Origin of the sequence: Glutamicibacter protophormiae (genome assembly GCF_014647495.1) — a bacterium.
GTDB classification, from domain to species: domain Bacteria; phylum Actinomycetota; class Actinomycetes; order Actinomycetales; family Micrococcaceae; genus Glutamicibacter; species Glutamicibacter protophormiae.
Window position 1 is genome coordinate 147,225 of record NZ_BMPH01000002.1, and the last position, 25,345, is coordinate 172,569.

Consider the following 25,345-nt stretch of genomic DNA (forward strand, 5'->3'; position numbering starts at 1 on the left):
TTGTGCGACACCTCAAGGGAGCCAAATAATGCAGATTCACCACAGGGGCTACGTCTCCGGAGATCCACGCGTCAAGCCTGCCGAAGGCTATGGCATTGACCGTTCCACCGAAATCCCTGATGAGATGGATGTGCTGATTGTCGGCACCGGTCCGGCCGCCGCAGTGGTCACCGCACAGCTTTCCCGTTTCCCGAGCATCAACGCCCGCGCCATCGAGTTGCGTCCGGGCCGCCTGGACGTCGGCCAGGCCGACGGCATCCAGGCCCGTTCGGTGGAGACCTTCCAGGCCTTCGGATTCGCCAACGAGGTTGTCGAAGAGGCCTACCGCAACGTCGAGATGTGCTTCTGGACCCCGGATCCGGAGAACCCCGCCAATATCAAGCGCCACTCCCGCGCCGCCGATGACTCCACCGGCATGAGCGAGTTCCCGCACATCTACGTGAACCAGTCGCGCATCCTGGACTACTTCCTGCGCGACGCCGAGCGTGCCCCGGGCAAGATCGTCCCGGATTACGGCGTAGAATTCCTCGACTGCGAAATCGACCCGGACGCCGAATACCCGGTGTCCGCCCGCATCAAGTACTGCGCCGGCGAGCGTTCCGGCGAGGAGCGCACCGTCAAGGCCAAGTACCTGGTCGGCGGCGACGGCGCCCGCAGCTCGGTGCGCCGCTCCCTGGGCCACAAGCTGCACGGCGATGCCTCCATGCACGCCTGGGGCGTCATGGACGTTATGGTCAACACCGACTTCCCGGACATCCAGGTCAAGTGCTCCATCCAGTCCCACGACGCCGGCAACATCCTGCTCATTCCTCGCGAGGGCGGCTACCTGGTGCGCTTCTACGTGGATCTGGGCGAGCTGACCGCAGAGGACGCCGGCGCCATCCGCAAGACCCCGGTGGAAGAGATCGTCGCGACTGCGAACCGCATCATCCACCCGTACACCATGGACGTGAAGAACGTCGCCTGGTTCTCCGTGTATGAAGTAGCGCACCGCATCACCGACGGCTTCGACGATGTGTCCGAGGCCGAACGCGGCTCCCGCAGCCCGCATGCCTTCATCATGGGCGACGCCTGCCACACCCACTCGGCCAAGGCCGGCCAGGGCATGAACGTGTCCATCCAGGACGGTTTCAACCTCGGTTGGAAGCTGGCAGCGGTGCTCGAAGGCCGCGCCCCGGAATCGCTGCTGGACTCCTACGCCGAAGAGCGCAAGGTCATCGCCCAGAACCTGATCGACTTCGACAAGGAATGGTCCACCCTGATGGCCAAGTCCGTGGACGACTGGGAAGACCCGGACGAGCTGGAGAAGTACTACACCAAAACCATGGAGTTCCCTGCCGGCTTCATGACCCAGTACACGCAGTCCGCCATCACCACCGGCCTGGAGCACCAGGAACTGGCCCCGGGCTTCCCGGTGGGCAAGCGCTTCAAGTCCGCTGAGGTCATCCGCCGCTCGGACAACCGCTGGCGCCACCTGGGCCACCTGCACGAGGCCGACGGCCGCTGGCGCGTCTACGCCTTCGCCGATGCGGCCGCCCCGGCGCTGGAAGGTACCGCCATGGCGGACTTCGCCGCCTGGTGGAGCCAGGACAAGGCCTCGCCGCGCAACCTGTACACCCCGGCCGGCGGTGACGAGGACGCGGTCTTCGACCTCAAGGCCATCTACCAGCAGGACTACACCGAGGTGGAGCTGTATGACGTGCCCAAGGCCTTCCAGCCGGTGAAGGTTCCGTTCGACCTGCATGACATCAACCAGGTGTTCGCCGCGGGCCACGGCCGCGACATCTTCCGCGACCGCGGGATCAGCACCGAGGGCGCCATCGTGGTGGTCCGTCCGGACCAGTACGTGGCAGGCATCTTCCCGCTGTCCGCCCGCGAGGAAATCGCGGACTTCTTCGCCGGGAACATGGTTCCGGTCAAGAACAGCATCAAGGCCTAGCCCGACCGCGTGAACGCGGCCCGGCGGCGGCCGGCGGTCCTCCGGGGCCGCCGGCCGCCGCCGTGCTGCGTACGGGAGCGGAAGCCTGTCCGGGGGTCGGATTTGGTAGCGTCGGGACATGAACGGATTCCTTGACTTCCAACCGGTGCGACGCGTGGCCGAGCATTTCCTGGCCCCGATGCCGCGCAGTGAATGGCCGGCCACCATCCCGGCCGTGGCGCAGCTGCTCGACGACGGCCTGGAGCTGGCCGAGCTGACTGTGCTGGTGGGGGAGAACGGCTCGGGGAAATCCACCATCGTGGAAGCCATCGCCGCCGCCTACGGGCTGAACGCGGAGGGCGGCACCATCAACGCGCGCCACCAGACCCAGCCCACCGAATCGCGGCTTTCAGGGCACCTGCAGCTGGTGCGCAGCGCCGGGGCTTCGCGGGCAGGGGTGTTCCTGCGCGCCGAAACCATGCACGGGCACTTCGCCTACCTGGATTCCATCGGCTCCGCCGGGATGCATAACTTCCAGAGCCACGGCGAATCCTTCATCGAGTTCTTCACCGACCGCTCGCGGATCAACGGGCTGTGGATCTTCGACGAAGCGGAATCGGCCCTGTCCTTCAACGGCTGCCTGATGCTGCTCTCGCACATCAGCGACCTTCTCAGGGCCGGATCCCAGGTCATCATGTCCACCCACTCGCCGATCCTCGCCTCCCTGCCGCAGGCAAGGCTCTACGAGGTCGGCGAATGGGGACTGCGCGAAAGCACCTACGACGACCTGGAGATGGTGCGCAACTGGCGGCTGTTCCTCGATGCGCCGGGGCGCTACCTGCGGCACTTCGAGAACTGAGTCATTCCGACTCTGCCTCAACCGCCGCCCCGCCCAGGACCAGATCCTCCCAGGCCATGCCAGAGCTCTTGAAGACCACCGGCCCGTGCCCGCGCAGCAGCTGTGGATCCCGGACCGCGCGGGCCATCGGCACCAGGTCCTGCGCGGACAGCTCGCCCTCGGCGATGGCCATGACGACATCGCCGCATTCGCGCAGCGCGGTGGCGATGTCCTCGACCACCACGGTGGAGCGTCCCAACAGCGCGGCGGGCAGCTCGCGGGCATCCGGCTCGTGGGATCCCACCGCCACCACCACGGCGGCGGGACCGACCAGCTGCGCGTCGAACAACGGCTCGCGGGATGTGGTGGTGCAGAGCACCAGGCCGGCGGCCGCCGTCGCCTCATCGGCCCGGCTGCTGCCTGCGGCCACCACCTCGATGTCCTCCAAGTGCGCGTAGTTCTGGGCGGAACGCACCACGGCGGTCACCGATTCGATCTCGCGGCGGCCCTGGAGCACCGCCCGCAGGGTCAACAGGTGGGACATGCCCTGCTGCCCGGCGCCGTAGAGCACCACGCGCAGCGGGCCATCGCCAGCCAGCAGCGCATCCTCGATGGCGGCCAGCGACACCGCGGCGGTGCGCACATTGGTCAGCGCCACCCCGTCGATCAACTGGCGCGGGGTCAGCGTTTCGGAATCGAAGAGGATGTAGGTTCCCTGGATGCGCGGCAGGTTGCGCGCGGGATTGCCCGGGGCGACAGAAAGCACCTTGATGCCGGCGATCTTTCCGGCCTCCGAAGGCATGAGCAGGAACTCGCCGGAACTCAACCGGCTGCTGATCCGCTGGTGGTCCTCGGCGGGATCGAAGCCCGCGCGCAGGGTATCGCGCAGCGCGCGCACGGCGCGGACCGGGCTGACGCGGTCGTAGAATTCGCCGGCGGTCAGAAAGGGGATCGAGGTGCTCATCGCAGCACGAATCCCGGAGTCAGCTCATCGCGCGGATCCACGATGAAGGTATGCTCGCCGGTCTGGTAGGCGGTGCCGGTGACCTGCGGGATGACCGCGGAATACCCGTCGACCTGCCGGTGCTCCAGCACCACGGCCTGGAACCGCGATCCGACAATTGAACCATGCTGCAGCAGCTGGCCCGCGGCGAGGATGCCGCGGTCGGTGAGCGTGGCGACGCGGGCGCTGGTACCCGAGCCGCAGGGGGAGCGGTCCACTTCTCCGTCGGCGAAGACCGTGGCGTTGCGCTGGATCACCTCGCCCCCGGTTGAGAGATCCTCGAACACAATCGTCCCGTAGATGCCGCTGAGCCGTGCGTCGACCGGGTGCTGGGCATGGAGTGAATCGTTCAGGGCCCACTTGATTTCGCGGCCGATCGCGATGATCTCCCCGTAGTTCTCGGGCGTGACGCTCAGCCCGACCGAGGCTGCATCAAGCTGGGCGTAGATGGCGCCGCCGAAGCTGACGTCCACGGTCACTTCCCCGCGCGCGGTCTGCACTGCGACGTCCTTGGAGATGACGTAGCTGGCCACGTTGATGAAATCCACGTGGGTGACCGCACCGTGGGCATCGGTGTGGACGCGGGAGATGACCCGGCCGGATGGCACGTCGATGACCACATCGGTCACGCCGGATGGATCCGGTGTCACGATGCCGTGTTCCAGAGCCCAGATGCCCAGGGCGATGGTGCCGTGGCCGCAGGCGGTGGAGAACCCGTCCTTGTGCCAGAACAGCACACCGAAGTGCGCGCCGGCGTCGTTCGGCTCGGTGACGAAGCCGCCGTACATGTCTGCATGCCCGCGCGGCTCGAAGCACAGGATCTGGCGGATCCGCTCCACCTGTGGTGAATTCATGGCGAAGACGCGCTTGGAAGGAACGTCGGGACCTTCGAGGGCCACGGGCAAGTCGGTCACGATGCGGAACGGCTCGCCCGCGGTGTGGTAGTCGATGCTGGTGTACTTTTCGGGTGGCATTCAGGCTCTCCGTCGGGGTCTGGATGATGCGGGAAGGCGGGTGGTCAATGATTCGAACACAGAATCCTCAGTGCTATGTAATATATTACTTGCTTCTTGGCGCCTGGAGAGCTTCCGGGGCTATGCGCACGGCAGGCTCTAGGCATAGAATTATTCGCCAGATTCGGGAACCATCCATGCTTCCCCTAAGGTTAAAGATGCAGACGAAGGGATGGCACGTGGCCAAGAAACAATCAATTTGGGCTCGAATTTTCGGTATCGGCAAGGCGAACGCCAATGCGGCAATCGACGCGCTGGAAGACCCCAAGAAGATGCTGGACCAGACCGTCCGCGACTACACGAACAACATTGCCGAAGCCGAGCAGGCGGTGGCCCAGACCATCGGCAACCTGCGTATGGCCGAGGAGGACCTGGCCAAGGCGCAGAACGAAGCGAATGAATGGGGCTCCAAGGCGCTGGCCGCCTCGAACAAGGCCGAGGAATTCGCCGCTTCGGGCGATGCCGCCAACCAGCAGAAGTTCAACCAGCTGGCGACCGTCGCGATCCAGCGCCAGATGGCCGCGGAGAAGAAGGCCGGTGCGCTGGCATCCACCGTGGGAACCCAGCGCGAGGTCGTGGACAAGCTCAAGACCGGCCTGAACACCATGCAGACCAAACGCCAGGAACTGGTGTCCAAGCGTGACGAGCTGGTGGCCCGCGCCCGCAACGCCAAGACCCAGAACCAGATGATGGACACCATCAAGGCCCTGGACATCAACGATCCGAGCAGCGAGATCAGCCGCTTCGAGCAGAAGATCCGCCAGGACGAGGCGAAGGTCCGGGGAGCGGCCGAACTCGCGGCATCTTCCCTCGACTCGCAGTTCGCGCAGCTCGAAGACCTGGGCGCCGCCACCGAGGTCGAAGCGCGCCTGGCGGCGCTGAAGGCGGCCAACGCTCCAGCGGCAGAGATCCTGGAAGAGTCCGACGGCGCAGCGCAGCTGGAGGCCGCCGCCCCGGAAATGTCGGAAATCGAGGCGCGCCTGGCTGCCATGAAGAAGAACCAGGCCTAGGGCATCACCAGCGGCATGCACGCCCGGGCGGTGTGGGACTTGCAGTTCCACGCCGCCCGGTTTTCCGTTTTCGGTCGAGGAACCTCAACGTCGAGCGGTTCTCCCGAAGGCCGCAGCATCGCGCAAGACCAGCCAGCGGATCCGAGGGGAGCGCAACAGGGCGGGATTCCGCGGCGCATGCCAGCGGAAGCAGCGGCCGGCATGCTCCGGTGCAGATTCCGGCAAGTGCGCAGGTCAATGACGTGTCGCTGTTGCGGATGCGGCAAGTTCTGGCAGCGACAAGCTGGGCCCGGCTCGTTCGCGCAAGATTTCTTTTCACTTCCCATTGACATATGCAGGCAATAACCTGCATGATGTTTGCATGAAGGACATGGAAGCCGATCTGGGACTCGCCTTCAAGGCCTTGGCAGATCCCACCCGGCGACTATTGCTGGACCAGTTGCGCCGCCGCGACGGCCAGACGCTGGGCGAGTTGTGCGGCAATATCAGTATGGCTCGACAGTCCGTCACCCAGCACCTGGATGTGCTGGCCTCCGCCCATCTGGTCACCGTTATTCGTCGCGGACGGGAACGTCTGCATTTCCTTAATCCCGTGCCAATCCACGCGATTGGCGAGCGTTGGATCTCCGCCTATGAAGTTCCGCGCTTGGAAACACTTTCTGCGATCAAGCATCAAGCTGAGGACTCAGCCATGACAAACAGCTCATTGAACATCCCCTCCTACGTGTACGTGACCTATATCCAAGCCAGCGCGGAAGATGTGTGGAACGCGCTCACCGATGCGGACATCTCGGCCCGGTACTGGGGCCATGCGAACATTTCCGACTGGCAGCCCGGTTCTCCCTGGGAACATCGACGCGTCGACGGGTCCGGCGTCAGCGACGTCTACGGGCAGGTGCTTTCCGCAGACCCGCCCAATGAACTAGTGATCACCTTCGAAGATTCGGATGAACCTCGCGAGCACGGCTCGTCCGTGGTGCGCTTCCGGATTGAACCCCACGAGGGCATTGTGCGATTGACTGTCCGCCATGAGAATCTGCCGAACCTGGATATGCGCAACGGCATCGCCCAGGGGTGGCCTGCGGTGCTGGCCAACCTGAAATCGCTGTTGGAAACCGGGGCGGTGCTGCCGACCGAGCCGTGGAACATGCCGGTGGGGGAACACTCGTGAGCGAAGCCGAATTCTACGCAGCAGGCCGCTACCTGCAAAACCAGATGGCACGCCTGGGCCCGGAAAACCTCGGCCGGCAAAGCGGCTGCGAACACTGGGATGAACAGCAGCTGGTCAATCATGTGGCCCAGGTGGCCACCGCCATCGGCGATACCGCTGGCGGCCAGCGCTTCTCGGTTTCCGAGCACGCCGAGACGATCGCCAGTACACCCGCCGAAGCATCCGCCGCCGTGCAGCGCGCGCTGGAGCTGCTCGATAGCGGACCCCTGCGTGCAATGTCGTCGATCGAGTTCACCGCACATGCCTGGGACATCGGGATCGGACTGGACCCGGACCATCGGATCCCCGGCGAGCTGGCCGAGTCGATTCTGGTCCTGGATCGAAAGATGCTCACCGACGATTCGCGCGGTTCGCATTTCGCACCCCGGCAGCAGGCGCGCCACGGAGCCAACGCCTCGGAGCAGCTCATCGCCTTCCTGGGGCGTCTTCCGAAGACGACGGCCGCCAACCCGTGAGACGAGTTTGGCAGTATCCTGCCAACGGGATCAGCCTCGCCGTCCACAGCCGGGCGACGGGGCCGGCCCGTTTCAGGCCGGTTCTCCTGCTCCCCGGCACCGGGGTGACCGCACGCGACTGGGACTCCGTCGCCGGGGACCTGGCCCGCGACCGCGTGGTGCATGCAGTGAATCTGCGCGGGCATGGGCTCAGCAGCTGGCCCGGTGACTACAGCATCGAGGCCATGGGCAGGGATGTGCTGGGGCTGCTGCCGGTACTGGGCGGGTCCCTTGACCTCGTGGGGCATTCGCTGGGAGGACTGGTAGCCGCTCGCGTCGCCCGGGAGAGCCGGCAAGTATCCCGCTTGGTGCTCGAAGACGTGGGTTTGCCGCACCCCAGGGTTCCGTCCTTCCCCGCCCGGCCGGACGGTCCCCTGGATTTCGATTGGGCCGTGGTTGAACAGATTCGTCCGCAGATTGACCGGCCGGATCCGCAGTGGCCGCAAATCTTTGCGGGGGTTTCCATCCCCACCATGGTCATTGGGGGAGGGACCCAAAGCTTTGTTCGCGCCGACCACGTTGAGCAGCTCGGCCGCCTCGTGGCGGATTGCCGCGTGCACCATCTGCAGACCGGCCACCTGGTGCATGCCACCGACCCGGAAGGGTTTGTGCGGCTCGTTCGCGAGCACCTCGACTACCCCTGGCCTCGGGCCGAACGGCGCTAGGCGCCGCATCGGGGAAAACAGACAGGCAGTGCGCCGGTCGATGGCCGACCGGCGCACTGTCTGGTGCTGGCTGTTGAACTGCTGTTACTTGCTGTTGGCTTCAGCTCCCGGGAGCAGCACCGCCGAGCCGGCGGAGACATCCACGGTGACCTTGTTCGGGGAGCTGCTGGAAGTATCCAGCTTGTTTTCCACCGACCCGGCCGAAACATCCGAGGCCACGTTGTAGCTGGTGTCAGGCAGGGTCAGATTCAGCATGCCGGCGCTGACCTGGGCCGTGACCGTGCCTGGTGCGCTGCCGGTCAACTTGGCGTCCATGCGCCCGGCGGAGACATCCAGTTTCGCCGACTCCACCGCATCCAAGGTGAGGTCCGCCCGCCCGGCGCCCAGCGTCGCATCGAGGGTGCTGGCCGCGCCGTTGACCGTCAGGTCGCCGGCGCCGACATCCAGGCCGAGATCCTTGAAGTTGCCGTCGGCCCGGAATTCTCCGGCGCCGAGGTCGAATTTTGCATCCAGCTGCCCGTTGTTCAGCTCCCGGGGCAGGGCCAGCGTGACCTGATTGTCCCATTTGGTGCAGCTGAAGAAGCAGAAGTTGTTCCAGCCGGCCGGCGGCCGCACCACCAGCTCGTCGCCCGAGCGGCGCAGGGTCCATCCGCTGGCCGAGGAGGTCTGCACGTCTAGGACCGCTTCGGTGGTGTCGGAGAATTCCAAGGTGAACGTTCCGGAGCTCGCCTCGACGTCGAGCGACGCGAGGCCCCGGGCATCGGCGGTCTGCACCACGTGGCTGCTGCTCAGCGAGGCAGCGGCGTCCCGCGCCGCGCCGATCGCCATGGTCAACAACGCCAGTACGCCGATCACCGCCAGGATGATGTTCAGGGTCTTGGCCGAACCACGGGGTGCGGGGTCCTGCGGAGGCAGCGGATTCAGTGTCTGGGTACTCATGGCTTCGTCCTGTCTGTGCGGTTGGCGCCCAACGTTTCAATGTGGGCCAGGGTGGCCAGCACGCGCCGGTTGCCCATTCCATCGGCTTCCAGTCCGAGCTTCTGGAAGATGGAGGTGATGTATTTTTCGACGCTGGCCTCGGAGAGGAACAGCAATGCGGCGATGGCCTGGTTGGACTTGCCCTCGGCCAGGGCTGCGAGCACGGTGCGTTCGCGGTCGGTCAGTTGCTGCATCTTTGAATCATGGTTTCGCCGGGTCAATAGCTGTGCCACCACTTCTTGATCCAGTACGGTGCCGCCGGAGGCGATCTGCTCCAGCGAGGCGATGAAGTCCGCGACATCCGCCACCCGGTCCTTGAGCAGGTAGCCCAAGGCGCCGGACTGCGTGGCGATCAGGTCCGAGGCGTAGCGCTCCTCCACGTATTGGGAGAGCACCAGCAGCGGGAGGCTGGGATAGCGGCTGCGGACAGCCAGCGCCGCGCGGATGCCCTCGTCGGTGTAGGACGGCGGCAGCCGGACATCCAGGATGCAGATCTGCGGAAAGTCCTCCGGCGGGGCAGTCTCCAGGAAGCCCATGATTCCGGTGGTGTCCGGCAGGTCGGCCACGACTTCGTGGCCAGAGTGGGCCAGCAGGCGGACCAGTCCTTCGCGCAGCAGGACCGAATCTTCACAGATCAAGACGCGCATGGCACGTTCACCTCCAGTGCGGTGGGGCCGCCCTGCGGGCTGTCCAGGGTGATGGTTCCCCCGGCTGCGAGCACACGGTTTGAAATGCCGTCCAGCCCGCCGCCGGGGACGATGCGGGCGCCTCCGGTGCCGTTGTCCTCGATGCGCGCCCACAGCATCGGCTGCGCCTGGCCGTTGGCGCGCTCGCGCACCGTGACCCGGCAGTTCGAGGCCCGCGAGTGCTTGGCCGCGTTGGTCAGGGCCTCGGCGATCGCGAAATACACCGCCGCCTCAGCATGCCGGGCATAGCGTCCGGTGAGCTGCACGTCGAGCTGGACCGGGATGTGGGAGCGTCCGGCGATGGCCGACAGCGCCGCATCCAGCCCGCGGTCATCCAGTACTGAGGCATAGATGCCCCGGGTCAGCTGCCGCAGTTCGGTGATGGCCGACTTGGTGGAGGCATGCGCCTCGGCCACCAGGGCCTTGGCCTGCTCAGGGTCGCTGTCGATCTGCTGGTGCGCCAGGCCGAGGGTCATGGCCACGGATACCAACCGGGGCTGGACCCCGTCGTGCAGGTCGCGTTCGATACGGGTGCGTTCAAGCTCCGCGGCGCGCATGGCGCCTTCGCGCTGCACCGCGGTGGTGCGCACGCGTTCGGTCAGTTCGGTCTCGCGGGCGGTGGATCCGATGATGCCCACGGTGACCGCCCGATGCATGAAGATCATGGCCACGGCCAGCGCCGCGCCGAGCAACGCGAGCACCAGCATCCAGGGAGCCTGGCTGGCGGGGAGATCCATGCCGAAGGGGCCGATGACGGTTTCCGCCTGGGTGAGCGGGGCGAAAGCGGTAATGCACAGCCGGATCATCCATTCCAGTCCGCTGAGCATGGTGGCGCCGGCGAAGCAGGAAATGGCGAAGCTTCCGAAGGCCGCCCACATGCGGCCGTTGGCCAGATTGCGTCCCAGCGAGCGGACGTAGGCTCCGAACCCCGGCTGCTGGCTGGGGCGCCAGGACAACGGGGCGACACGGAGGCCGTAGAGATCCGAGACCCGCCGAATCTCGAAACGCGCCAGGCCGAAGATCGCGTAGAGCAATCCGGTCAGCATCAGAAGCCCGAAGCCCAGCAGGAAGGTCAGTCCGACGCCTGCAGCAAACCAGGCAATGACCAGCGGGAGGACGACCACCCCGAGGGTTCCAAGAGCTGCCAGATGCAACAGCGTTAAGCCGAGCCGCAACGGGGGACGGGCAGGAAGCGCGCCCGGTTGGGCCTGCAGTGTTGAAGTCATGCCTCAATACTATTTTGGAGCGTTTTTCGGCGACACCGAGGGAACCGGAGAACATAGGTAGGGAAAACCCGAATTCCGCATCGAGGGGAGATGGCAGACTGATGCCATGCACAATCTGGTAGCAGCGGTATTCGTCGAACCGGTGGCACGCGAGCAGTACTTCCTGCGCGAAGACTGGCCGCTGCACATCACCCTGCTGCGCTTTGACCTGCCCGAGACGCCCCGGATGCTGGAGCGCTGTGCCGAACAATTGGCCGAAGCCGCGCGTCCCGCGCTGGGGGCGCGGTTGGAAATCGCCGAGCACGCCTGGTTCGGACGGCAGGAAAACCTGCTGGTGTCGCTGGTGAAACCCGATCCGGCGTTGCAACTGCTGCATGAGCGGTTGTGCGGGGTCGTGCTGGAGAACCAGGGGCGCATCGCCTCCGTCCGGTTCACCGGGCCCGGCTACCGTCCGCACATCACCCACCACCACGGCCGCAGCCGCACGCAGGGAGACGCCGTTGCCCTGGACCAAGTCGCGCTGGTGGACATGGCCCCGGGCGGAGACCACGCGTGGCGCCGGGTACTTCATGTGGTGCGGCAACGAAGCAGCTGAGCGCCCCGCGGCCAGGGAATTAATCTGGAGTTGGCATTGCTTTCGCCGACCGGACAACAGACGGCCCTAGATTGGCCATTATGGGCAGGCTATTTGTTGCGGTGGGCGACTCCTTCACCGAAGGAGTCGGAGACTGGGATCGGAGGCTGCCCAATGGGGTGCGCGGCTGGGCGGACCGCGTGGCCAAGCAGCTCTCCAAGGCAGATCCCAGTTGGCGATACGCCAATCTCGCGATCCGAAGCCGACGGCTGGACCGGATCATGGACGAGCAGATCGACGCCGCCATCGCGCTGAACCCGGACATCATCAGCTTCTATGCCGGCGGCAACGACATCCTGGAAGTGCGGCAGGACATGGACCGCTTTCTCGACCGCTACGAAGCGGCGGTGGACCGCTTGGCCGCTTCCGGGGCGCAGATCCTGCTGTTCACCGGATTCGACATCCCGGTGCACCCTGCCCTGGTCCCGTTCAAACGCCGGAATTGGAAGTTCAATGACAGGGTCCGGGAGCTGGCCCGCAAACATCCGGACACCGTGACTTTGGTCGACTACTGGGCCTGGGACATCTACCATGACCAGCGCCTGTGGGACATCGACAAGCTGCACATGAACCGCGCAGGCCATCGCTACATGGCCATTAGGATCCTGGAGCTCCTCGGAGCCCAGCACCAGCTGGAGTTCCGACCGCTGGAAGACGCGCAGCGCTTGGGGCCGTTGCAGCTTGTCCAGCGGGATATCGAATGGATGCGCCAGTGGGTGCTGCCGATGTTCGGGAGACGGCTGCGCGGAATCACCTTGGGAGATAGCCTCAAACCACGTTGGGAAACGCCGATCTATCCGGCGAAAGGCATGAAAAAACAGTTCCGCAGACGCCTGCGGGCGGCTGCGGAACTGCAGAACGGCGATGTCGAAGGGTATCTGAGTTAGCTACGTGCCGGAATTCTCCATGGCTTCCTGGCTCATCCATGCGATTTCCCAGACATGGCCATCGGGATCCTGCACTGCGGCCTGGTACATTCCGGGGAAAGGCTCATCGGCCGGCCGGTAGATCGCTCCGCCTCCGGCTTGGGCACTGGCGACAAACTCGTCGACTTCTTCGCGGGTATCTGCCGACAACGCATTGAGGCATTCGCGGTGGCCCGGGCCCACGGCCGGCTTGTCCTCGCCCACGAGGAAGCTCGAATAGAACTTTTCCTGCAGCACCATCACCAGAATGTTCTCTGCGATGATCCATGAGGTCGCATTCTCATCCGAGAAGGTGTCGTTCTTGGTGAAGCCCAAGGCTGAATAGAACTTGTCGGCCCGCGCCAAGTCCGAGGTTGGAAGGTTGACGAATATCATCCGGCTCATGGGAGACTCTCTTCGATATTGGATGGGGTGAAGGCAATTCAGTCTCAGTACTCTTCCGCATGGCAGGCCCGTGCGCAATGGTTTTGTCGAATTTCGCGGACAAGCGAGAAAACCGTGAATGAGGCATGTCGGTGCCGGCTGCCGGCGGGGCCGCAACGGAAACTGGCCATATGTGGAAAACCAGCATTTCTCCTGTGGCGGCATTGACTGTTGCGGTGCTCTTCGCCGGCATCGGAATCTGGCGTGCCAGCGAGGCAGAGCCTTGGCAGGGCGGTGCAATGTTTGCACTGGCCGCGTTCTGGGTCGCGGTGGCTATGCGCCAAGCCCGAAAAGGCGAGCGCTAGCAGCTTGCCGATCGATAGCGCGGCGCAAAGTAAAACGCCGCAGTTCCCGCGCTGATCAAGCGCGGAAACTGCGGCGACGTCACTGACCGACAACCGGGGGTATGGCTGCGGGTATCGTGCTGAAACCTAGATGAGGGCCTTGGTGATTTCCAGCGGGATACGATCGCGGGTGTAGGTGATCTGGTCGTAGCCGTGAGGCTCCGGCTTGCCATCCGGGCCCATGTTGACGAACACCAGCTTTTCGATGGTCAGGATTGATTGCTGGGTGAAGATATTGCGGACCTCTGCACGCAAGGTGATCGAGGTGCGTCCGAAATCGATGGCGGTCAAGCCCATCTCGATCAGGTCGCCTTCCTTGGCGGAGGCGATGAAGTTGATCTCGGACATGAATTTGGTGACCACGTGCTTGTTGCCGAGCTGGATGATTGAGTAGATCGCGGCTTCCTCGTCGATCCAGCGCAGCAAGCTGCCGCCGAACAGCGTGCCGTTTGCGTTCAAATCTTCTGGGCGAACCCACTTGCGCGTATGAAAAGTAATACCCTTAGCCATACTCAAAATGCTAGGTCAGGTAAGGGGCAGTCCGCTGTAAGTTGCTGCACAATGTAGGTGAAAACACATGGCTTTGCGACATACGGCAATCTTGCGTCGGCTCTTGGCTTTGGCGGGAAGACCGCGGCGACATGGCCGGCATGCGACAGCGCCGTGCATTCTGTGGCTGGATGGCAGCAGGGCGCTGCGTGCCAATGACCTGTGCTATTGATAGTCTCGGAATCTGGCCAGATTTAGATTTCTCCGACGAAGAGCAAGGTGATCATGACCTATACCTCGGACGGGAATGAGAGCATTCCTACCGATTTTGATGATGTTGTCCAGCAGGTATCCACCGGTACCCTCGCCCATCAACGCATCGATGAGCTTCTGCTCGAAGCACATGAACGCTACTCGGATGTTGACGAGGGCCTGCTTGCCCACTACATACCTATCCTGGGGCAGGTCGAGCCGGAGACCTTCGCCATTTCCATGTCGCACGTCGGCGGCACCGTGCACGGGGCGGGCGACTGCCACCACCAGTTCTCCATCCAGTCCATCTCCAAGATGTTTGTCTACGCCCTGGTGCTCCAGGAGCACGGACACGAAGCCGTCCATGAAAAGATCGGCGTCAACAACACGGGCATGCCGTTCAATTCCGTGATGGCAGTCGAGCTGAACAACGGGCACCCGATGAATCCGATGGTCAATGCCGGAGCCATTGCGACGACCGAAATGATCGCAGGCAAGAGCGCCGCCAAGAAGTGGGAGAACGTCCGCGAAGGACTATCGGCTTTTGCCGGCCGTCCGCTGACGCTGGACGACGAAGTCTACGAATCCGAATCCGAAGCGAACGAACGCAACAAGGCACTTGGCCGACTGCTCAAGAGCTATGGGCGGCTGGACGGGGATCCGAACAATGCGGTGGACACTTACACCAAGCAGTGTTCGCTGAACGTCACCGCACACGATCTGGCAGTCATGGGAGCGACCCTGGCCGATGGTGGCATCAACCCGGTGACGGGCCAACAGGTGGTCAGCGCGGACGTCTGCCGTGACACCCTGGCCGCCGTCGCCACCAACGGACTATATGAACGTTCCGGGGACTGGCTGTTCGAGATCGGGATCCCAGCCAAGTCCGGGGTTTCCGGGGGCATCGTTGCGGTCGCCCCGGGTAAGGGCGCCATCGGCGCGTTTTCTCCGCGCTTGGACATGGCGGGGAACTCCGTGCGCGGGCAGCTGGCCATCGGCCACCTTTCGCGCGCGCTGGGCCTGAACCTGTTCGCCTCGGCTCCGGATTCCGGCAGATAGCCGGCAAAATTCCGCGTGGCCGACCGGCTATTTCACTGGACCGGTCAGCCAGTCTTTGTTGCCTGTCCGGAGTCCCCGGCTGGCCAGCTGGACGGCGGATCCGGCCAAGCCTGCGGAATTTTTCCTGCGGTTTTCATATGGTCTGGTCACGATATGATTTCCCGCTCCGGATGAAGGCCTGGAAATAACCGATCGGCGAGAGGTTGCGCCGGCGGGAGTATGGTGCGTTGAAAGTGTCTGAGCGCATGTTGTGCCCGGGTGGGAATCCGGATTCACTCGAAAGTAAGTGCGCGGGGAGCGCTCGGAACTCTTGAGGATTTGAATCATGAAGAAGATAACCAAGGCAACCATCGCTGCGGCCGCCGCCGGAGTCCTGCTGGTGACCGGCGCCGGAACCGTCGCGCTGTGGCAGCAACTGGAAACCGTTGAAGCGGGAACCGTGGACACCGGCCACCTGAAACTCACCGTGGACGACAACGGCGTTTGGACCGATGTCAGCAGCGGCGGCGACGGCGTGCCCTTCGACCCTGCCACCGAGCAAATCGTCCCGGGCGACGTGGTGGCCTACACGCAGACAGTGCGAATCGATGCCGAAGGCAAGAACATCCAGGGCGCCCTGTCGGTGGGAACCCTGAAGGCGCTGCCGGAAGCGCTCCAGGACGAGGTAGAGCTCGGCTTGGAAATCGACGGAACTGCTGCAGGCCTGAGCCAGTCCGGCAACGTGATTTCCTTTGCAGAAGAGGGTGTCTACCAGGTGCCGGTGAAAATCACGGTGACCTTCCCAGCCGGAACTGTCGCCTCCACGCCCAACGACACCATGAACCAGCCGATCGATCTGAACGCGTTGACGCTGACCCTGGACCAGGTCCGCAGCTAGCCCTTGGCGGATTCTCTGACCGTCATGCCAAAACCCTTGAAGTTCGCCTTCGCAGCGGCCGTGGTCCTGGTGCTGGGACTCAGCGCCCAGAACACGGTCGCCGCTTGGCGTGCCGAAGGACAGGTTGACGCCGGTTCGATCAAGACCGGCTCACTGAGCCTGTTGGCTGGCAACGGGACAGAGTCGGGGAAAGACTACGTATTCCGGGAGCTGCAAACCCAGAACTTGCTGCCGGGGTCGTTCGTACAGGCGCCGTTGACCATTTCCAACGCCGGGACGACGCCGCTGGCCTACGGGCTGACGGGAATCACCACCGGAACCGACTCCGCCAGCGCCAAGGACAAGGCGTTGGCGGCGGCTGCGAGGGTTGGCATCTATGCGGACGTGCCGCCTGGAAGCTGCACGGGAACACAGCAGATCACCGGGCAGCTGCTCTACTCGGGCTCCCTGGCTGCGGGGGCATCCTTCGCCAGCCCGCGTGGGCTTGCCCCTGCGGGGACCGCAGGGGCCTCAGACATCCTCTGCGTCAGGCTCAGCCTGCCGTCCGGCACCGCGCAGAGTGCCGCCGGTGGCCGGATGACGCCCACCCTCAGCTTCACGGGGCAGCAAAAATGACGGTGACGACGCGGGCGCAACGCCGCCGGGAAGAACAGAAAACCGGGCCGTTCTGGTGGGCTGGCCAGATCGTGTCCTGGCTGGCGCTGTTCACCGTGCTCTGCCTGCTCGCCGTCATGGTGGTCATACCCCATCTCGGCGGGGGCACGGCCTACACCGTGCTCACCGGATCCATGCGGCCGGACTACCCTCCGGGCCAACTGATCGTGGTCAAGCCGGTGCCGGTAGAGGACATCCAAGTAGGCGACGTGCTCACCTACCAGCTGGAATCCGGGAAACCCGGGGTGGTGACCCACCGCGTGGCCTCGGTAAACTCATCGCTTTCGGGCGAACAGCAGTTCGTGCTGCGCGGGGACGCCAACAATACCGACGATGCGCCGATCGTTGCAGAACAGGTTCGCGGCAAGCTCTGGTATTCGCTGCCTTGGCTCGGCTATCTCAATTCAGCGCTCAGCGCCTCGCAGCGGACCTGGCTGGCCTGGCTGGCCATCGGGGGACTGCTGGCCTATTCGCTGGTGATGTTCGCCGGGGCATGGCGGGATCACCGTGGAAAGAAGACGTCATGAAGATCGCGGCGTCAACGAAAACCGTGCTGTCAGTGCTGCTCGCCGTCGGCCTGCTGGGCGCCGGGATCCCCGGTGCGCACGGCACCGGGAAAGACCCCCGCGGCCTGAGCTACAGCGTGGACGGCGGCGAGTTCCGCGCGACGCCGGAAGAGCTGTTCGGCGGGGAAATCCAGCTTGTTCCGGGCGACCGGCTCAGCGCAGATCTCGCCATCCGCAACGACCGGCCGCACCCCATCGAAGTCACGGTGAAGCCGGTGGTGCCGGCCCCCGCTGACGGGCTGAAGTTCGGTGTGGCAGGGAACCCCACGGTGCGGCTGGAACCTCGGGAACATGCCAACTTTGCGTTGGAGGCGCGCCTGCCTACTTCTGCCGGAAATTCCTCGCAGGACCGGGCGCGAGCGCTGAGCCTGGCTATCAGCGCGATCGAGGTCACCAGCGGAATTTCGCAGGAACCTGAATTGCCGGACAGCCCGCAGTCTCCGGACCGCCCCGAGCCGCCGGACGCGAACGGGGAACATCCGCCCGATGAACTGGGCTCCACCGGTTTTAGCGGCTGGGCGGTCCCGCTCGCGCTGGGCATGGCCGCTGCCGGCGCGGCACTGTATTTGCGTTCGAAGCGACACCTCGCCCAAGCATCGACACCCCAAGGAGAATCTCAATGAGCAGGCGATCGGTACAGGTCAAAGCGATCCTGTCGATGGGAATCCTGGTGGGCTTGGGCGCGGTGTCCACCTTGGCGGCCTGGACCGGAACCGCCACGGCGACCACCAGCATCACCGCCGCAAAGGTATCGCTCGGGGTCGGCGCAACGGCCTCCAGCGCGACCTCCGAAAGCTACACCGTGCCGGTCTCCTCGGTGAACTGGTACCCGGGAGCCAGCGCCGCAGCGGTAGTTGTCGTGAAGAACACCAGCACGGTCGAGCTGCCGTATTCCATCAGGGGCAGCATCACCGACAGCGGCGGCGTCGAATTGGGCAAGGCCATGCAGGTACAGGTGAAGACCGGATCCACGGTCAGCGGCACCGCACCGAGCGCGACTTGTTCCGGCACAGCGGCCATCGTAGATAAGAAAGCTGGATCAGCTTTCGGCGGGTCAGTTGAAGTATCGACACTGGCCGCAGGCGCTTCGGAAACACTCTGCGTGCAGTACTCGCTGCCCGTGACCGCGGCCAACAACCTGCAAGGCGCCACCACGAAGCTGGACCTGGTCTTCACCGGAACGGTGGGGTCATAAGGTGGGATACCAGGAACGGATCAAATCCGATGCACGCAACGGCAACCCGCTCCAGCGCCTTGCGCTGAATGCCGGGGCGATCCTCGGATCCTTGTGCCTGCTCATGACGCTTGCGGCTGTGCTGTTTGGGGTGAAACCGCTGGTTTTTGCCAGCGGCTCGATGGGACCCGGCATCCCCACCGGATCGTTGGGACTGGCTGTTCCCACCCCGATTGAGGAAGTTGCCATAGGCGACGTGGTTTCGGTGGTCACCAGCAACGAAGTTCGGGTGACGCACCGGGTAGCCGACAAGACCGAAGCAGGCCTGATCCTCAAGGGGGATGCCAATCCCGTCGCGGACCTGCAACCGTATGCGGTGGACAGCGCCGACAAGCTTCTGGTCAGCTTTCCGGGCTTGGGGTACCTGGTGACGTGGCTGTCCCAGCCATGGGCGTATTTCCTAGGCGGGTTGTTGTGCGCCTACCTGCTCTATCTCGCATTCTCGCGTAGCCCGCAGCCAGCAGTTGGTGAATCCGTCCCGAGAAGTTCTACCCAGAAACGCAATTCGGAGACTGATGCCGATGCTTGTGCAGGATCCCCTGGGCGGGGGGACTTGCCTCGCGCTGGCATATCCCGCCTTTTGTGCATGGTGCTTGTTCTTTCGACGGCGGTCGCTTCGTTGCAACTTCGCCCTGCGGTCGAATCGACGCAGGCTGCTTTCACTTCCACGGCGAAAGCCGGGGGTACGTTGCACGGCGCCGTTATGCAACCGGCCAAGAATCTTTCATGCAAAGATAAATCCTCGCTATCCGGTAACAATGTCATCAACTTCGCATGGCAAGCTCCAGCAGCCCAGGGTGTGAAATTAACGGGATACAAGGTATCTGTCCAAGTCAACGACAGTGAAGAGAAATTCACCGACCCCCTGCCTGTGTCTACCACCACATACTCTGTCGATATTTCCCCTTCGGGCGGGTTGCTGTCGCTCCTGATAGACCTTCTGGGCAACCTCTTTGGATCGAAATTTGACGTGAACTTCCGCGTGTATGCGATGTATGACAACGGATGGACCGCCGCTCCCATCGTCCATTCGAAAGCGAAGGGCTCTATCGGATTACTTGGAGTGGTCAGATCGCTGCACTGCTCGTGAGTACTATCGAGCACGATGCAACGATCCGTGCCGGCAGGCTAACTGGAACGAATATTGCCTAAGCCGAGGAGAATCAGCTCAAGTCCCTTGTGAAAGGTCAGTCGCGCTCGCTGTTCCAGCTGGAGACCGGCGTCCAGCGCCTCCTTGAATTCATGCCCCGAAGAATCATTAGCTTCCCAGACAATTTCCGGCGCCGCCGCATCAAGCGCCGAGCCGAGCACGAATGAATCGATGATGGTGATCGCTTGCAATCGGTCTGCCGGCGGGAACCCCGCCTGCGCGAGAGTTTCCGCCAACGCATCGTAGACCCGCAAGGTGGTGCGGTCCCGCACGGTATGGCTGGTGAGCAGGGGGATCAGCCGCGGGTGCTTCGAATACGACTCCCAATAGGATGTGGCAATCTGCCGTACGGTCTGCTGCCAGTCGCCTGAAGCACCGCCCTCGAGGCTGATCGCGGACATGGCGCGGCCGCGCATCAGCTCGATGATTTCATCCTTGCCCGAGACGTGGTTGTAGATCGAGGACGCCGTCACGGACAGGGCCTTGGCCAATTGCGGGAGCGTAAACTCGCCGTGCTTGTCGACCAAAGCCAACGCCGCAGCGGCGATGGCATCCGGGCTGAGTTTGGGCTTCGAGGGTCGCGCCATGGGATCCGCTGCTTTCTGCTAGGGGTCTTCCACCTGAGCCTATCCGAATTAAACGAAAATCATTCGTTTAGCTCTTGCGTGTGACACAAGGCACTGCCTATCCTATAAACGAATCACATTCGTTTTAGCGATGGAGCATAGCCATGAAAGAAATACTCGCCCTCACACCGCCGGCATCTCCGGCCCGCGTGGATGCCGCCGAGCGCGGGGAACTGACGGTCGCGCTGGTTCAGCACCGCTGGCATGAAAACCCGCAGGCGCTGCGCGGCGAACTGGAAGACGGCATCCGCCGTGCCGCCGCCCAGGGGGCCAAGATCGTGTACCTGCCGGAGCTGACGCTGAGCAAGTACCCGGCCTTCGCGGTGCCGACCCCGGACGCCGCGGATGAGTCCGCCGAGGACCTGGACAACGGCCCCACCGTGGCCTTCGCCCGCGACATGGCCGCTCGCTATTTGATCCACGTGCACATCTCGCTGTTCCGCAAGGCTCCGGCCGCGGACGGGCTGGGGCTGAACACCGCCGTGGTCGTGTCCCCGGAAGGCGAGATCGTCGCGCTGACCAACAAGCTGCACATTCCGCGCACCGCCGGATACTACGAGGACAAGTATTTCCGTGAGGGACCGAATGACGATCCCTACCCGGTGCATCGCATCGAGGCGCTGAACGGGCTGGCCATGGGCCTGCCCACCTGCTGGGACGAGTGGTTCAGCGAACCACCGCGCATCTACTCGCTGGCCGGTGCGGACCTGGTGGCCTACCCGACGGCCATCGGCTCCGAACCGGACCACCCGGACTTCGACACCGAGCCGCTGTGGCGCCAGACCATCATCGGCAACGGCATCGCTAACGGGCTGTTCATGGTCGTCCCCAACCGCTGGGGCGACGAAGGCGCGCTGACCTTCTACGGATCCTCCTTCATCTCTGACCCGTACGGCCGCGTCCTGGCCCGGGCGCCGCGCGACGAATCCGCCGTCCTGGTGGCAACCCTGGACCTGGACGCCCGCCGCGACTGGCTGACGCTCTTCCCGTTCCTGCGCACCCGCCGCCCGGAAACCTACGGCGCGCTGACCGAAGCCCGCGCCGAGTCCGGCCTGGGAGAAATGGGGCGCTCCCATGTCTGAGTTCCTGATGCCCGCCGAAACCGACCCGCAGGAACGCATCTACATGGCCTTCCCCTCCGGCGGCTACACCCTGGGCGACACCGCCGAGGAAGCCGAGGCCGCACGCGGCACCTGGGCCGCGGTCGCCAAGGCGGTCGCCCGCTTCACCCCGGTGACCATGCTCGTCGACCCGCAGGCCGAATCCGACGCCCGCCGCCACCTGGGCCAGGACGTCAGCTACGAGCTGCGCGAGCTGGACGACGCCTGGATGCGGGACATCGGCCCGACCTTCGTGCGCGATGCCTCCGGCGGGCTATGCGCCATCGACTGGAACTTCAACGGCTGGGGCGCCCAGTCCTGGGCCTCCTGGGGCAAGGACTCGAAGATCGCCGCCCAGGTGGCGCAGCTGGAAAACGCCACCCGGGTCCGGTCCTCGATCACCAACGAGGGCGGCGGAATCCACGTGGACGGCGAGGGCACCATGCTGGCCACCCGCAGCGTCCAGCTGGACCCGGGGCGCAACCCCGGGGCCACCGAATCGCAGATCGAAGCCGAATTCGCCCGGCAATTGGGAGTCTCCAAGGTCATTTGGCTGGAGCGCGGGCTGACCCGCGACAATAAGGAATTCGGCACCCGCGGCCACGTGGACATCGTTGCCTGCTTCGCGGCGCCCGGCGTGGTGCTCTACCACGACCAGCAGGACCCGACCCATCCGGATCATGCAGTTTCCGCGGAGGTGCGCGGCATCCTGGAGCAGGCGGTCGATGCCAAGGGGCGCCGCCTGCGACTGGTCCCCGTCCCGGCGCCTACGACGCTGGAGGACGAGGAAGGCTGGGTGGACTACTCCTACATCAACCACCTGGTCACCAACGGGGGAGTCATCGCCTGCTCCTTCAACGACCCGAACGATGCGCAGGCAGCCCGGATCCTCGCCCGGGCCTACCCGGGGCGTGACGTCGTCCCGGTGGATGCCACCGAACTCTACGCCCGCGGCGGAGGAATCCACTGCATCACCCAGCAGGTTCCGAAGCGATAGAACCTCCCCTCCGAAGAAGGACCCAGTGCGATGAAAGACAATGCCAAACCCAGCCGGCTGAGCACCAGCCCGGTCACCGAAACCGGCAAGGGCCTGGCCGCAGGCCAGATCGGCTTGTTCACGGCCATCGTGATCGGCGTATCCACCATTGCGCCCAGCTACGTCGTGGCCAGCACGCTCGGCCCCACCGCCGAGGCGGTGGGCACGCACCTGCCGGCGATCTTCATCATCGGGTTCATCCCGATGTTCCTGGTGGCCCTGGGCTACCGCGAATTGAACCGGGCTATGCCGGACAACGGCACCACCTTCACCTGGGTGTGGAAGGCCTTCGGCCCGCGCGCCGGATGGATGGGCGGCTGGGGCATGCTCGCGGCGAATATCATCGTCCTCTCCAACCTGGCCGGCGTCGCGGTGGACTTCTTCTACCTCTTCCTGGCCCAGGCCACCGGGCAGGAGCAGTTGGCCGATCTGGCCTCCAACCCGTGGATCAACGTGGCCACCTGCCTGGTATTCATGCTGGGCGCCACCTGGATCTCGGTGCGCGGACTGCACGCCGCCTCGCTGGTGCAGTACCTGCTGGTCGGATTCCAGGTGCTGGTGCTGCTGTGGTTCACCATCGCGGCCCTGGACAAGGCGGCCCCGGCGGTGCAGTTCTCGCCCGAGTGGTTCAACCCGCTGGGCATTGATTCCTTCTCCGCCATGGCGGTGGGCCTGAGCCTGTCGATTTTCGCCTTCTGGGGCTGGGACGTCTGCCTGTCGATGAACGAGGAAACCAAGAACGGCGAGCGCACCTCGGGTCTGGCCGCCGGGTTCACCGCGGTGATCGTGCTGGCCGTGTACCTGCTGACCTCCGTGTCCGCCACGGTGTTCGCCGGGGTGGGGGATTCCGGCCTGGGCCTGGCGAATCCGGAGAACATCGGCAACGTGTTCGCCGCACTGGCCGGACCGGTGATGGGTCCTGCCGCGATCCTGCTCTCGCTGGCCACCCTAGCTTCCTGCGCGGCCTCGCTGCAGTCAACCATGATTTCCCCGGCACGCTCCATGCTGGCCATGGGACACCACGGGGCGTTGCCTCCGGTCTTCACCCGGATCCACCCGAAGTTCGGCACCCCGGCCTTTGCCACCATCGTGGCGGCGGTGGTCTCCACCGCCTTCTACGCGATGATGCGGTTTGTCTCCACCAACGTCCTGAACGACACCATCCTGGCGCTGGGCATGATGATCTGCTTCTACTACGGGATCACCGCGTTCGCCTGCGTCTGGTTCTTCCGCTACACGCTGCTCGCCTCGGCGCGCAACTTCTTCATCCGCGCGGTGGCCCCGCTGCTGGGTGGACTGGCGCTGGTTGCGGTCTTCCTGCAGACCACCGTCGACTCCCTGGACCCCGAGTACGGTTCGGGAACACACGTGGCGGGCCTGGGCCTGGTTTTCGTGGTCGGCGTAGGCATCCTGGTGCTCGGCGCCGTGTTCCTGGCCGGCGCCCGCAAGCGCCGTGCGGGGTTCTACGAATCCCGGCCGGAAACCCGGTACATCAAGCAGGAAAACTCCTAGCCGCGGGAAAGGCCGGCCCGCATCCGGCGTTCGAGGAATACCGGATTGCTGATGGCGCGGTCGGCCGCGAACCGTGGGATCACCCCGGCCTCCCCGGAGGCCAGCTGGGCCAGATGCTCGCCGATGGCGGGAACGAATTTGAAGCCGTGGCCGCTGAAGCCGGCGCCGATGGTCACCGGTCCCAGCCGGTCGAGGATGAAATGCTCGTCCTCCGTATTGGCGTAGGTGCAGGACACCGGCTCGAAGCTGTCCGGATCGGTGCCCGGAAGCCAGCGGCGGGCATAGGCCTGCAGCGCGCAGAGCTGGTCGGCGACCAGCTGGTGCGGGCGGTGCTCAGGGTCGACCACACGGCCCGAGCCGTGCCAGCCGACCTTGATGCCTTCGCCGGGGGTGCGCATGCCGTAGACCGGCGCGAAGATCCTCAGGCCGCCATGCTCTCCCGGCGGCAGGGTGTGGTTGAAGCCCGGCCACTGCGCGGAGGTCCCGCGCTGGGCGAAGTGCACCGGGTGCTCCTCGGTGACGTGGATGCGGGGCAGGGTCCAGCGCTCGCCGAGCAGCGTGCGGGTCCACGCGCCGGCGGCGAGGATGACCCGGCGTGCGGACACCGTGGCCGCGCGTTCGCCATCGTCCACCACGATTTTTGCCATGTCCTCGGAGACAACCTCCAGCTGGAGCACCCGGTGCCCGTGGCGAATCTCGGCTCCGGCGGCCGCGGCCAGCCGCTGCAGGGTTGCCACGGCGAGGTCGGCGTTCAGCTGCCCGCCGCTGGGGATATGCAATGCCTGCGTCTCGAATCTCATGCCGGCGAAGCGCGCGCCGGCTTCGTCGGCGTCCAGCAGCTCGCTGTCGATGCCGGCGGCCGTGAGCGCTGCATGGATGGCCTGCTGGCCGGCTTCATCGCCGTGGTTGACCAGGCCGGTCCGGTTCAGCAGCTGCACGCCGCCGGCTAGGGAGATGTCCTCCCACAGCTGGTCGGCGCGCCGCAGCAGCCCCACGTACGCAGGATCCGCATAGGCGGGGTTGAAATTGCGGGTGGCGCCGTGGGAGGCCCCCTCGTGGTGTCCGGGGGCGAAGCGCTCCAGCAGCAGTACCTGGTGTCCCCGGCTGGCGAGGGAGAAGGCGGCGGCCGAGCCCATGGCTCCGCCCCCGATGATCAGGAAGTCAACGTCGGTGCTCATGGTTTCAGCCTAGGCTCGGCGCCCCGGCTGGCTGGCTCCGGCGCCGTAATATTGCGGGCCGAATGGCGCCGCCGCCGGATCGGTGCGGCCGCCCGGAGAAGGGTTTCAAGGCGTGCCGCGTTGCCGTGTATGGTCGACTGCAGAGGCCGGGCATGACTGGCACGGCGGCTGGACTGCCTGCGCAGGCCCGGTCGTCTTGTGCCTCGGCGCCCCATGGCAAGCA

At 64.8% G+C, this 25,345-nt stretch carries 28 protein-coding genes; 19 read left to right on the forward strand and 9 right to left on the reverse strand.

Going from position 1 to position 25,345, the window contains the following annotated elements; genetic code table 11:
* Positions 1–28: 28 nt before the first annotated feature.
* Both IEY43_RS03055 and IEY43_RS03060 read left to right on the forward strand, forming a co-directional pair.
* Positions 29–1,939: an FAD-dependent monooxygenase gene (locus IEY43_RS03055; RefSeq protein ID WP_188947127.1), complete on the forward strand. Its 1,911-nt coding sequence runs from the start codon at positions 29–31 to the stop codon at positions 1,937–1,939.
* A 118-nt stretch (positions 1,940–2,057) separates the two neighbouring features.
* Positions 2,058–2,777: an AAA family ATPase gene (locus tag IEY43_RS03060; protein WP_188947129.1), complete on the forward strand. Its 720-nt coding sequence runs from the start codon at positions 2,058–2,060 to the stop codon at positions 2,775–2,777.
* 1 nt (position 2,778) lies between these two features.
* Here the strand turns inward: IEY43_RS03060 and IEY43_RS03065 are convergent, their stop codons facing one another.
* Positions 2,779–3,720 carry an ornithine cyclodeaminase family protein gene (locus IEY43_RS03065; RefSeq protein WP_188947131.1) on the reverse strand — a complete coding sequence of 314 codons (942 nt, stop codon included), beginning with the start codon at positions 3,718–3,720 and terminating at the stop codon, positions 2,779–2,781.
* The gene (locus IEY43_RS03070; protein ID WP_188947133.1) at positions 3,717–4,733 is read right to left on the reverse strand and encodes a proline racemase family protein; all 1,017 of its coding nucleotides are present in this window, start codon (positions 4,731–4,733) and stop codon (positions 3,717–3,719) included. Before IEY43_RS03070 ends, IEY43_RS03065 begins: the two co-directional genes overlap by 4 nt.
* A gap of 197 nt (positions 4,734–4,930) precedes the next feature.
* On the opposite strand from IEY43_RS03070, the gene IEY43_RS03075 reads away from it, so the two are divergent.
* From IEY43_RS03075 to IEY43_RS03090, 4 genes are all read left to right on the forward strand, one after another.
* Complete coding sequence (locus IEY43_RS03075) at positions 4,931–5,782, forward strand: PspA/IM30 family protein (protein WP_188947135.1); 852 nt, start codon at positions 4,931–4,933, stop codon at positions 5,780–5,782.
* Between the two features lie 361 nt (positions 5,783–6,143).
* Positions 6,144–6,953 carry an ArsR/SmtB family transcription factor gene (locus tag IEY43_RS03080; protein ID WP_188947137.1) on the forward strand — a complete coding sequence of 270 codons (810 nt, stop codon included), beginning with the start codon at positions 6,144–6,146 and terminating at the stop codon, positions 6,951–6,953.
* Complete coding sequence (locus IEY43_RS03085) at positions 6,950–7,468, forward strand: DinB family protein (RefSeq protein ID WP_188947139.1); 519 nt, start codon at positions 6,950–6,952, stop codon at positions 7,466–7,468. Before IEY43_RS03080 ends, IEY43_RS03085 begins: the two co-directional genes overlap by 4 nt.
* Positions 7,465–8,172, forward strand: a complete 708-nt coding sequence (locus IEY43_RS03090) for an alpha/beta fold hydrolase (RefSeq protein WP_309550516.1) — start codon at positions 7,465–7,467, stop codon at positions 8,170–8,172. Before IEY43_RS03085 ends, IEY43_RS03090 begins: the two co-directional genes overlap by 4 nt.
* Positions 8,173–8,256: 84 nt before the next feature.
* On the opposite strand, the gene IEY43_RS03095 is transcribed toward IEY43_RS03090, so the two are convergent.
* From IEY43_RS03095 to IEY43_RS03105, 3 genes are read right to left on the reverse strand one after another with little or no spacing between them, the layout of a single operon-like run.
* Positions 8,257–9,111: a DUF4097 family beta strand repeat-containing protein gene (locus IEY43_RS03095; protein ID WP_188947141.1), complete on the reverse strand. Its 855-nt coding sequence runs from the start codon at positions 9,109–9,111 to the stop codon at positions 8,257–8,259.
* A complete protein-coding gene (locus IEY43_RS03100; protein WP_188947143.1) occupies positions 9,108–9,797 on the reverse strand; it encodes a response regulator transcription factor in 690 nt (229 codons plus the stop codon). Before IEY43_RS03100 ends, IEY43_RS03095 begins: the two co-directional genes overlap by 4 nt.
* Positions 9,785–11,062 carry a sensor histidine kinase gene (locus IEY43_RS03105; RefSeq protein ID WP_188947145.1) on the reverse strand — a complete coding sequence of 426 codons (1,278 nt, stop codon included), beginning with the start codon at positions 11,060–11,062 and terminating at the stop codon, positions 9,785–9,787. Before IEY43_RS03105 ends, IEY43_RS03100 begins: the two co-directional genes overlap by 13 nt.
* A 106-nt stretch (positions 11,063–11,168) precedes the next feature.
* On the opposite strand from IEY43_RS03105, the gene IEY43_RS03110 reads away from it, so the two are divergent.
* Entirely contained in the window at positions 11,169–11,657 is a 489-nt protein-coding gene (locus IEY43_RS03110) for a 2'-5' RNA ligase family protein (protein ID WP_188947147.1), read from the forward strand.
* An 80-nt stretch (positions 11,658–11,737) separates the two neighbouring features.
* Complete coding sequence (locus IEY43_RS03115) at positions 11,738–12,583, forward strand: SGNH/GDSL hydrolase family protein (protein ID WP_188947148.1); 846 nt, start codon at positions 11,738–11,740, stop codon at positions 12,581–12,583.
* On the opposite strand, the gene IEY43_RS03120 is transcribed toward IEY43_RS03115, so the two are convergent.
* A complete protein-coding gene (locus IEY43_RS03120; RefSeq protein WP_188947149.1) occupies positions 12,584–13,006 on the reverse strand; it encodes a VOC family protein in 423 nt (140 codons plus the stop codon).
* Positions 13,007–13,176: 170 nt separating this feature from the next.
* Between IEY43_RS03120 and IEY43_RS03125 the strand changes: the two genes are divergently transcribed.
* On the forward strand, positions 13,177–13,350 hold the full coding sequence (locus IEY43_RS03125) for a hypothetical protein (protein WP_188947150.1): 174 nt from the start codon (positions 13,177–13,179) through the stop codon (positions 13,348–13,350).
* Positions 13,351–13,476: 126 nt separating this feature from the next.
* Here the strand turns inward: IEY43_RS03125 and IEY43_RS03130 are convergent, their stop codons facing one another.
* Positions 13,477–13,899, reverse strand: coding sequence for an acyl-CoA thioesterase (locus IEY43_RS03130; protein WP_161448758.1), 423 nt, complete (start codon positions 13,897–13,899; stop codon positions 13,477–13,479).
* 264 nt (positions 13,900–14,163) lie between these two features.
* Between IEY43_RS03130 and glsA the strand changes: the two genes are divergently transcribed.
* The 7 genes from glsA to IEY43_RS03165 all read left to right on the forward strand — a co-directional run bounded on the left by glsA (position 14,164) and on the right by IEY43_RS03165 (position 19,610).
* Positions 14,164–15,189, forward strand: coding sequence for a glutaminase A (gene glsA, locus IEY43_RS03135; RefSeq protein WP_188947151.1), 1,026 nt, complete (start codon positions 14,164–14,166; stop codon positions 15,187–15,189).
* A gap of 325 nt (positions 15,190–15,514) precedes the next feature.
* Positions 15,515–16,066, forward strand: coding sequence for an alternate-type signal peptide domain-containing protein (locus IEY43_RS03140; protein WP_188947152.1), 552 nt, complete (start codon positions 15,515–15,517; stop codon positions 16,064–16,066).
* Positions 16,067–16,090: 24 nt separating this feature from the next.
* Positions 16,091–16,681, forward strand: a complete 591-nt coding sequence (locus tag IEY43_RS03145) for a hypothetical protein (RefSeq protein ID WP_188947153.1) — start codon at positions 16,091–16,093, stop codon at positions 16,679–16,681.
* Positions 16,678–17,247, forward strand: coding sequence for a signal peptidase I (locus IEY43_RS03150; protein ID WP_188947154.1), 570 nt, complete (start codon positions 16,678–16,680; stop codon positions 17,245–17,247). The genes IEY43_RS03145 and IEY43_RS03150 overlap by 4 nt, the downstream gene beginning before the upstream one ends.
* Positions 17,244–17,909 carry a hypothetical protein gene (locus tag IEY43_RS03155; protein ID WP_188947155.1) on the forward strand — a complete coding sequence of 222 codons (666 nt, stop codon included), beginning with the start codon at positions 17,244–17,246 and terminating at the stop codon, positions 17,907–17,909. Before IEY43_RS03150 ends, IEY43_RS03155 begins: the two co-directional genes overlap by 4 nt.
* Entirely contained in the window at positions 17,906–18,481 is a 576-nt protein-coding gene (locus tag IEY43_RS03160; RefSeq protein WP_188947156.1) for a SipW-dependent-type signal peptide-containing protein, read from the forward strand. The genes IEY43_RS03155 and IEY43_RS03160 overlap by 4 nt, the downstream gene beginning before the upstream one ends.
* A 1-nt stretch (position 18,482) precedes the next feature.
* The gene (locus IEY43_RS03165; RefSeq protein ID WP_188947157.1) at positions 18,483–19,610 is read left to right on the forward strand and encodes a signal peptidase I; all 1,128 of its coding nucleotides are present in this window, start codon (positions 18,483–18,485) and stop codon (positions 19,608–19,610) included.
* Between the two features lie 38 nt (positions 19,611–19,648).
* On the opposite strand, the gene IEY43_RS03170 is transcribed toward IEY43_RS03165, so the two are convergent.
* A complete protein-coding gene (locus tag IEY43_RS03170) occupies positions 19,649–20,257 on the reverse strand; it encodes a TetR/AcrR family transcriptional regulator C-terminal domain-containing protein (RefSeq protein ID WP_188947158.1) in 609 nt (202 codons plus the stop codon).
* A 143-nt stretch (positions 20,258–20,400) separates the two neighbouring features.
* Between IEY43_RS03170 and IEY43_RS03175 the strand changes: the two genes are divergently transcribed.
* Genes IEY43_RS03175 through IEY43_RS03185 form a run of 3 tightly spaced genes read left to right on the forward strand, consistent with a single transcriptional unit; the run spans position 20,401 to position 23,944 of the window.
* The gene (locus IEY43_RS03175) at positions 20,401–21,378 is read left to right on the forward strand and encodes a nitrilase-related carbon-nitrogen hydrolase (RefSeq protein WP_188947159.1); all 978 of its coding nucleotides are present in this window, start codon (positions 20,401–20,403) and stop codon (positions 21,376–21,378) included.
* The gene (locus IEY43_RS03180) at positions 21,371–22,393 is read left to right on the forward strand and encodes an agmatine deiminase family protein (protein WP_188947160.1); all 1,023 of its coding nucleotides are present in this window, start codon (positions 21,371–21,373) and stop codon (positions 22,391–22,393) included. Before IEY43_RS03175 ends, IEY43_RS03180 begins: the two co-directional genes overlap by 8 nt.
* 30 nt (positions 22,394–22,423) lie before the next feature.
* A complete protein-coding gene (locus IEY43_RS03185) occupies positions 22,424–23,944 on the forward strand; it encodes an APC family permease (protein WP_188947161.1) in 1,521 nt (506 codons plus the stop codon).
* Here the strand turns inward: IEY43_RS03185 and IEY43_RS03190 are convergent.
* Positions 23,941–25,122, reverse strand: coding sequence for an FAD-dependent oxidoreductase (locus tag IEY43_RS03190; protein ID WP_188947162.1), 1,182 nt, complete (start codon positions 25,120–25,122; stop codon positions 23,941–23,943). The genes IEY43_RS03185 and IEY43_RS03190 overlap by 4 nt on opposite strands.
* Between the last annotated feature and the right edge of the window lie 223 nt (positions 25,123–25,345).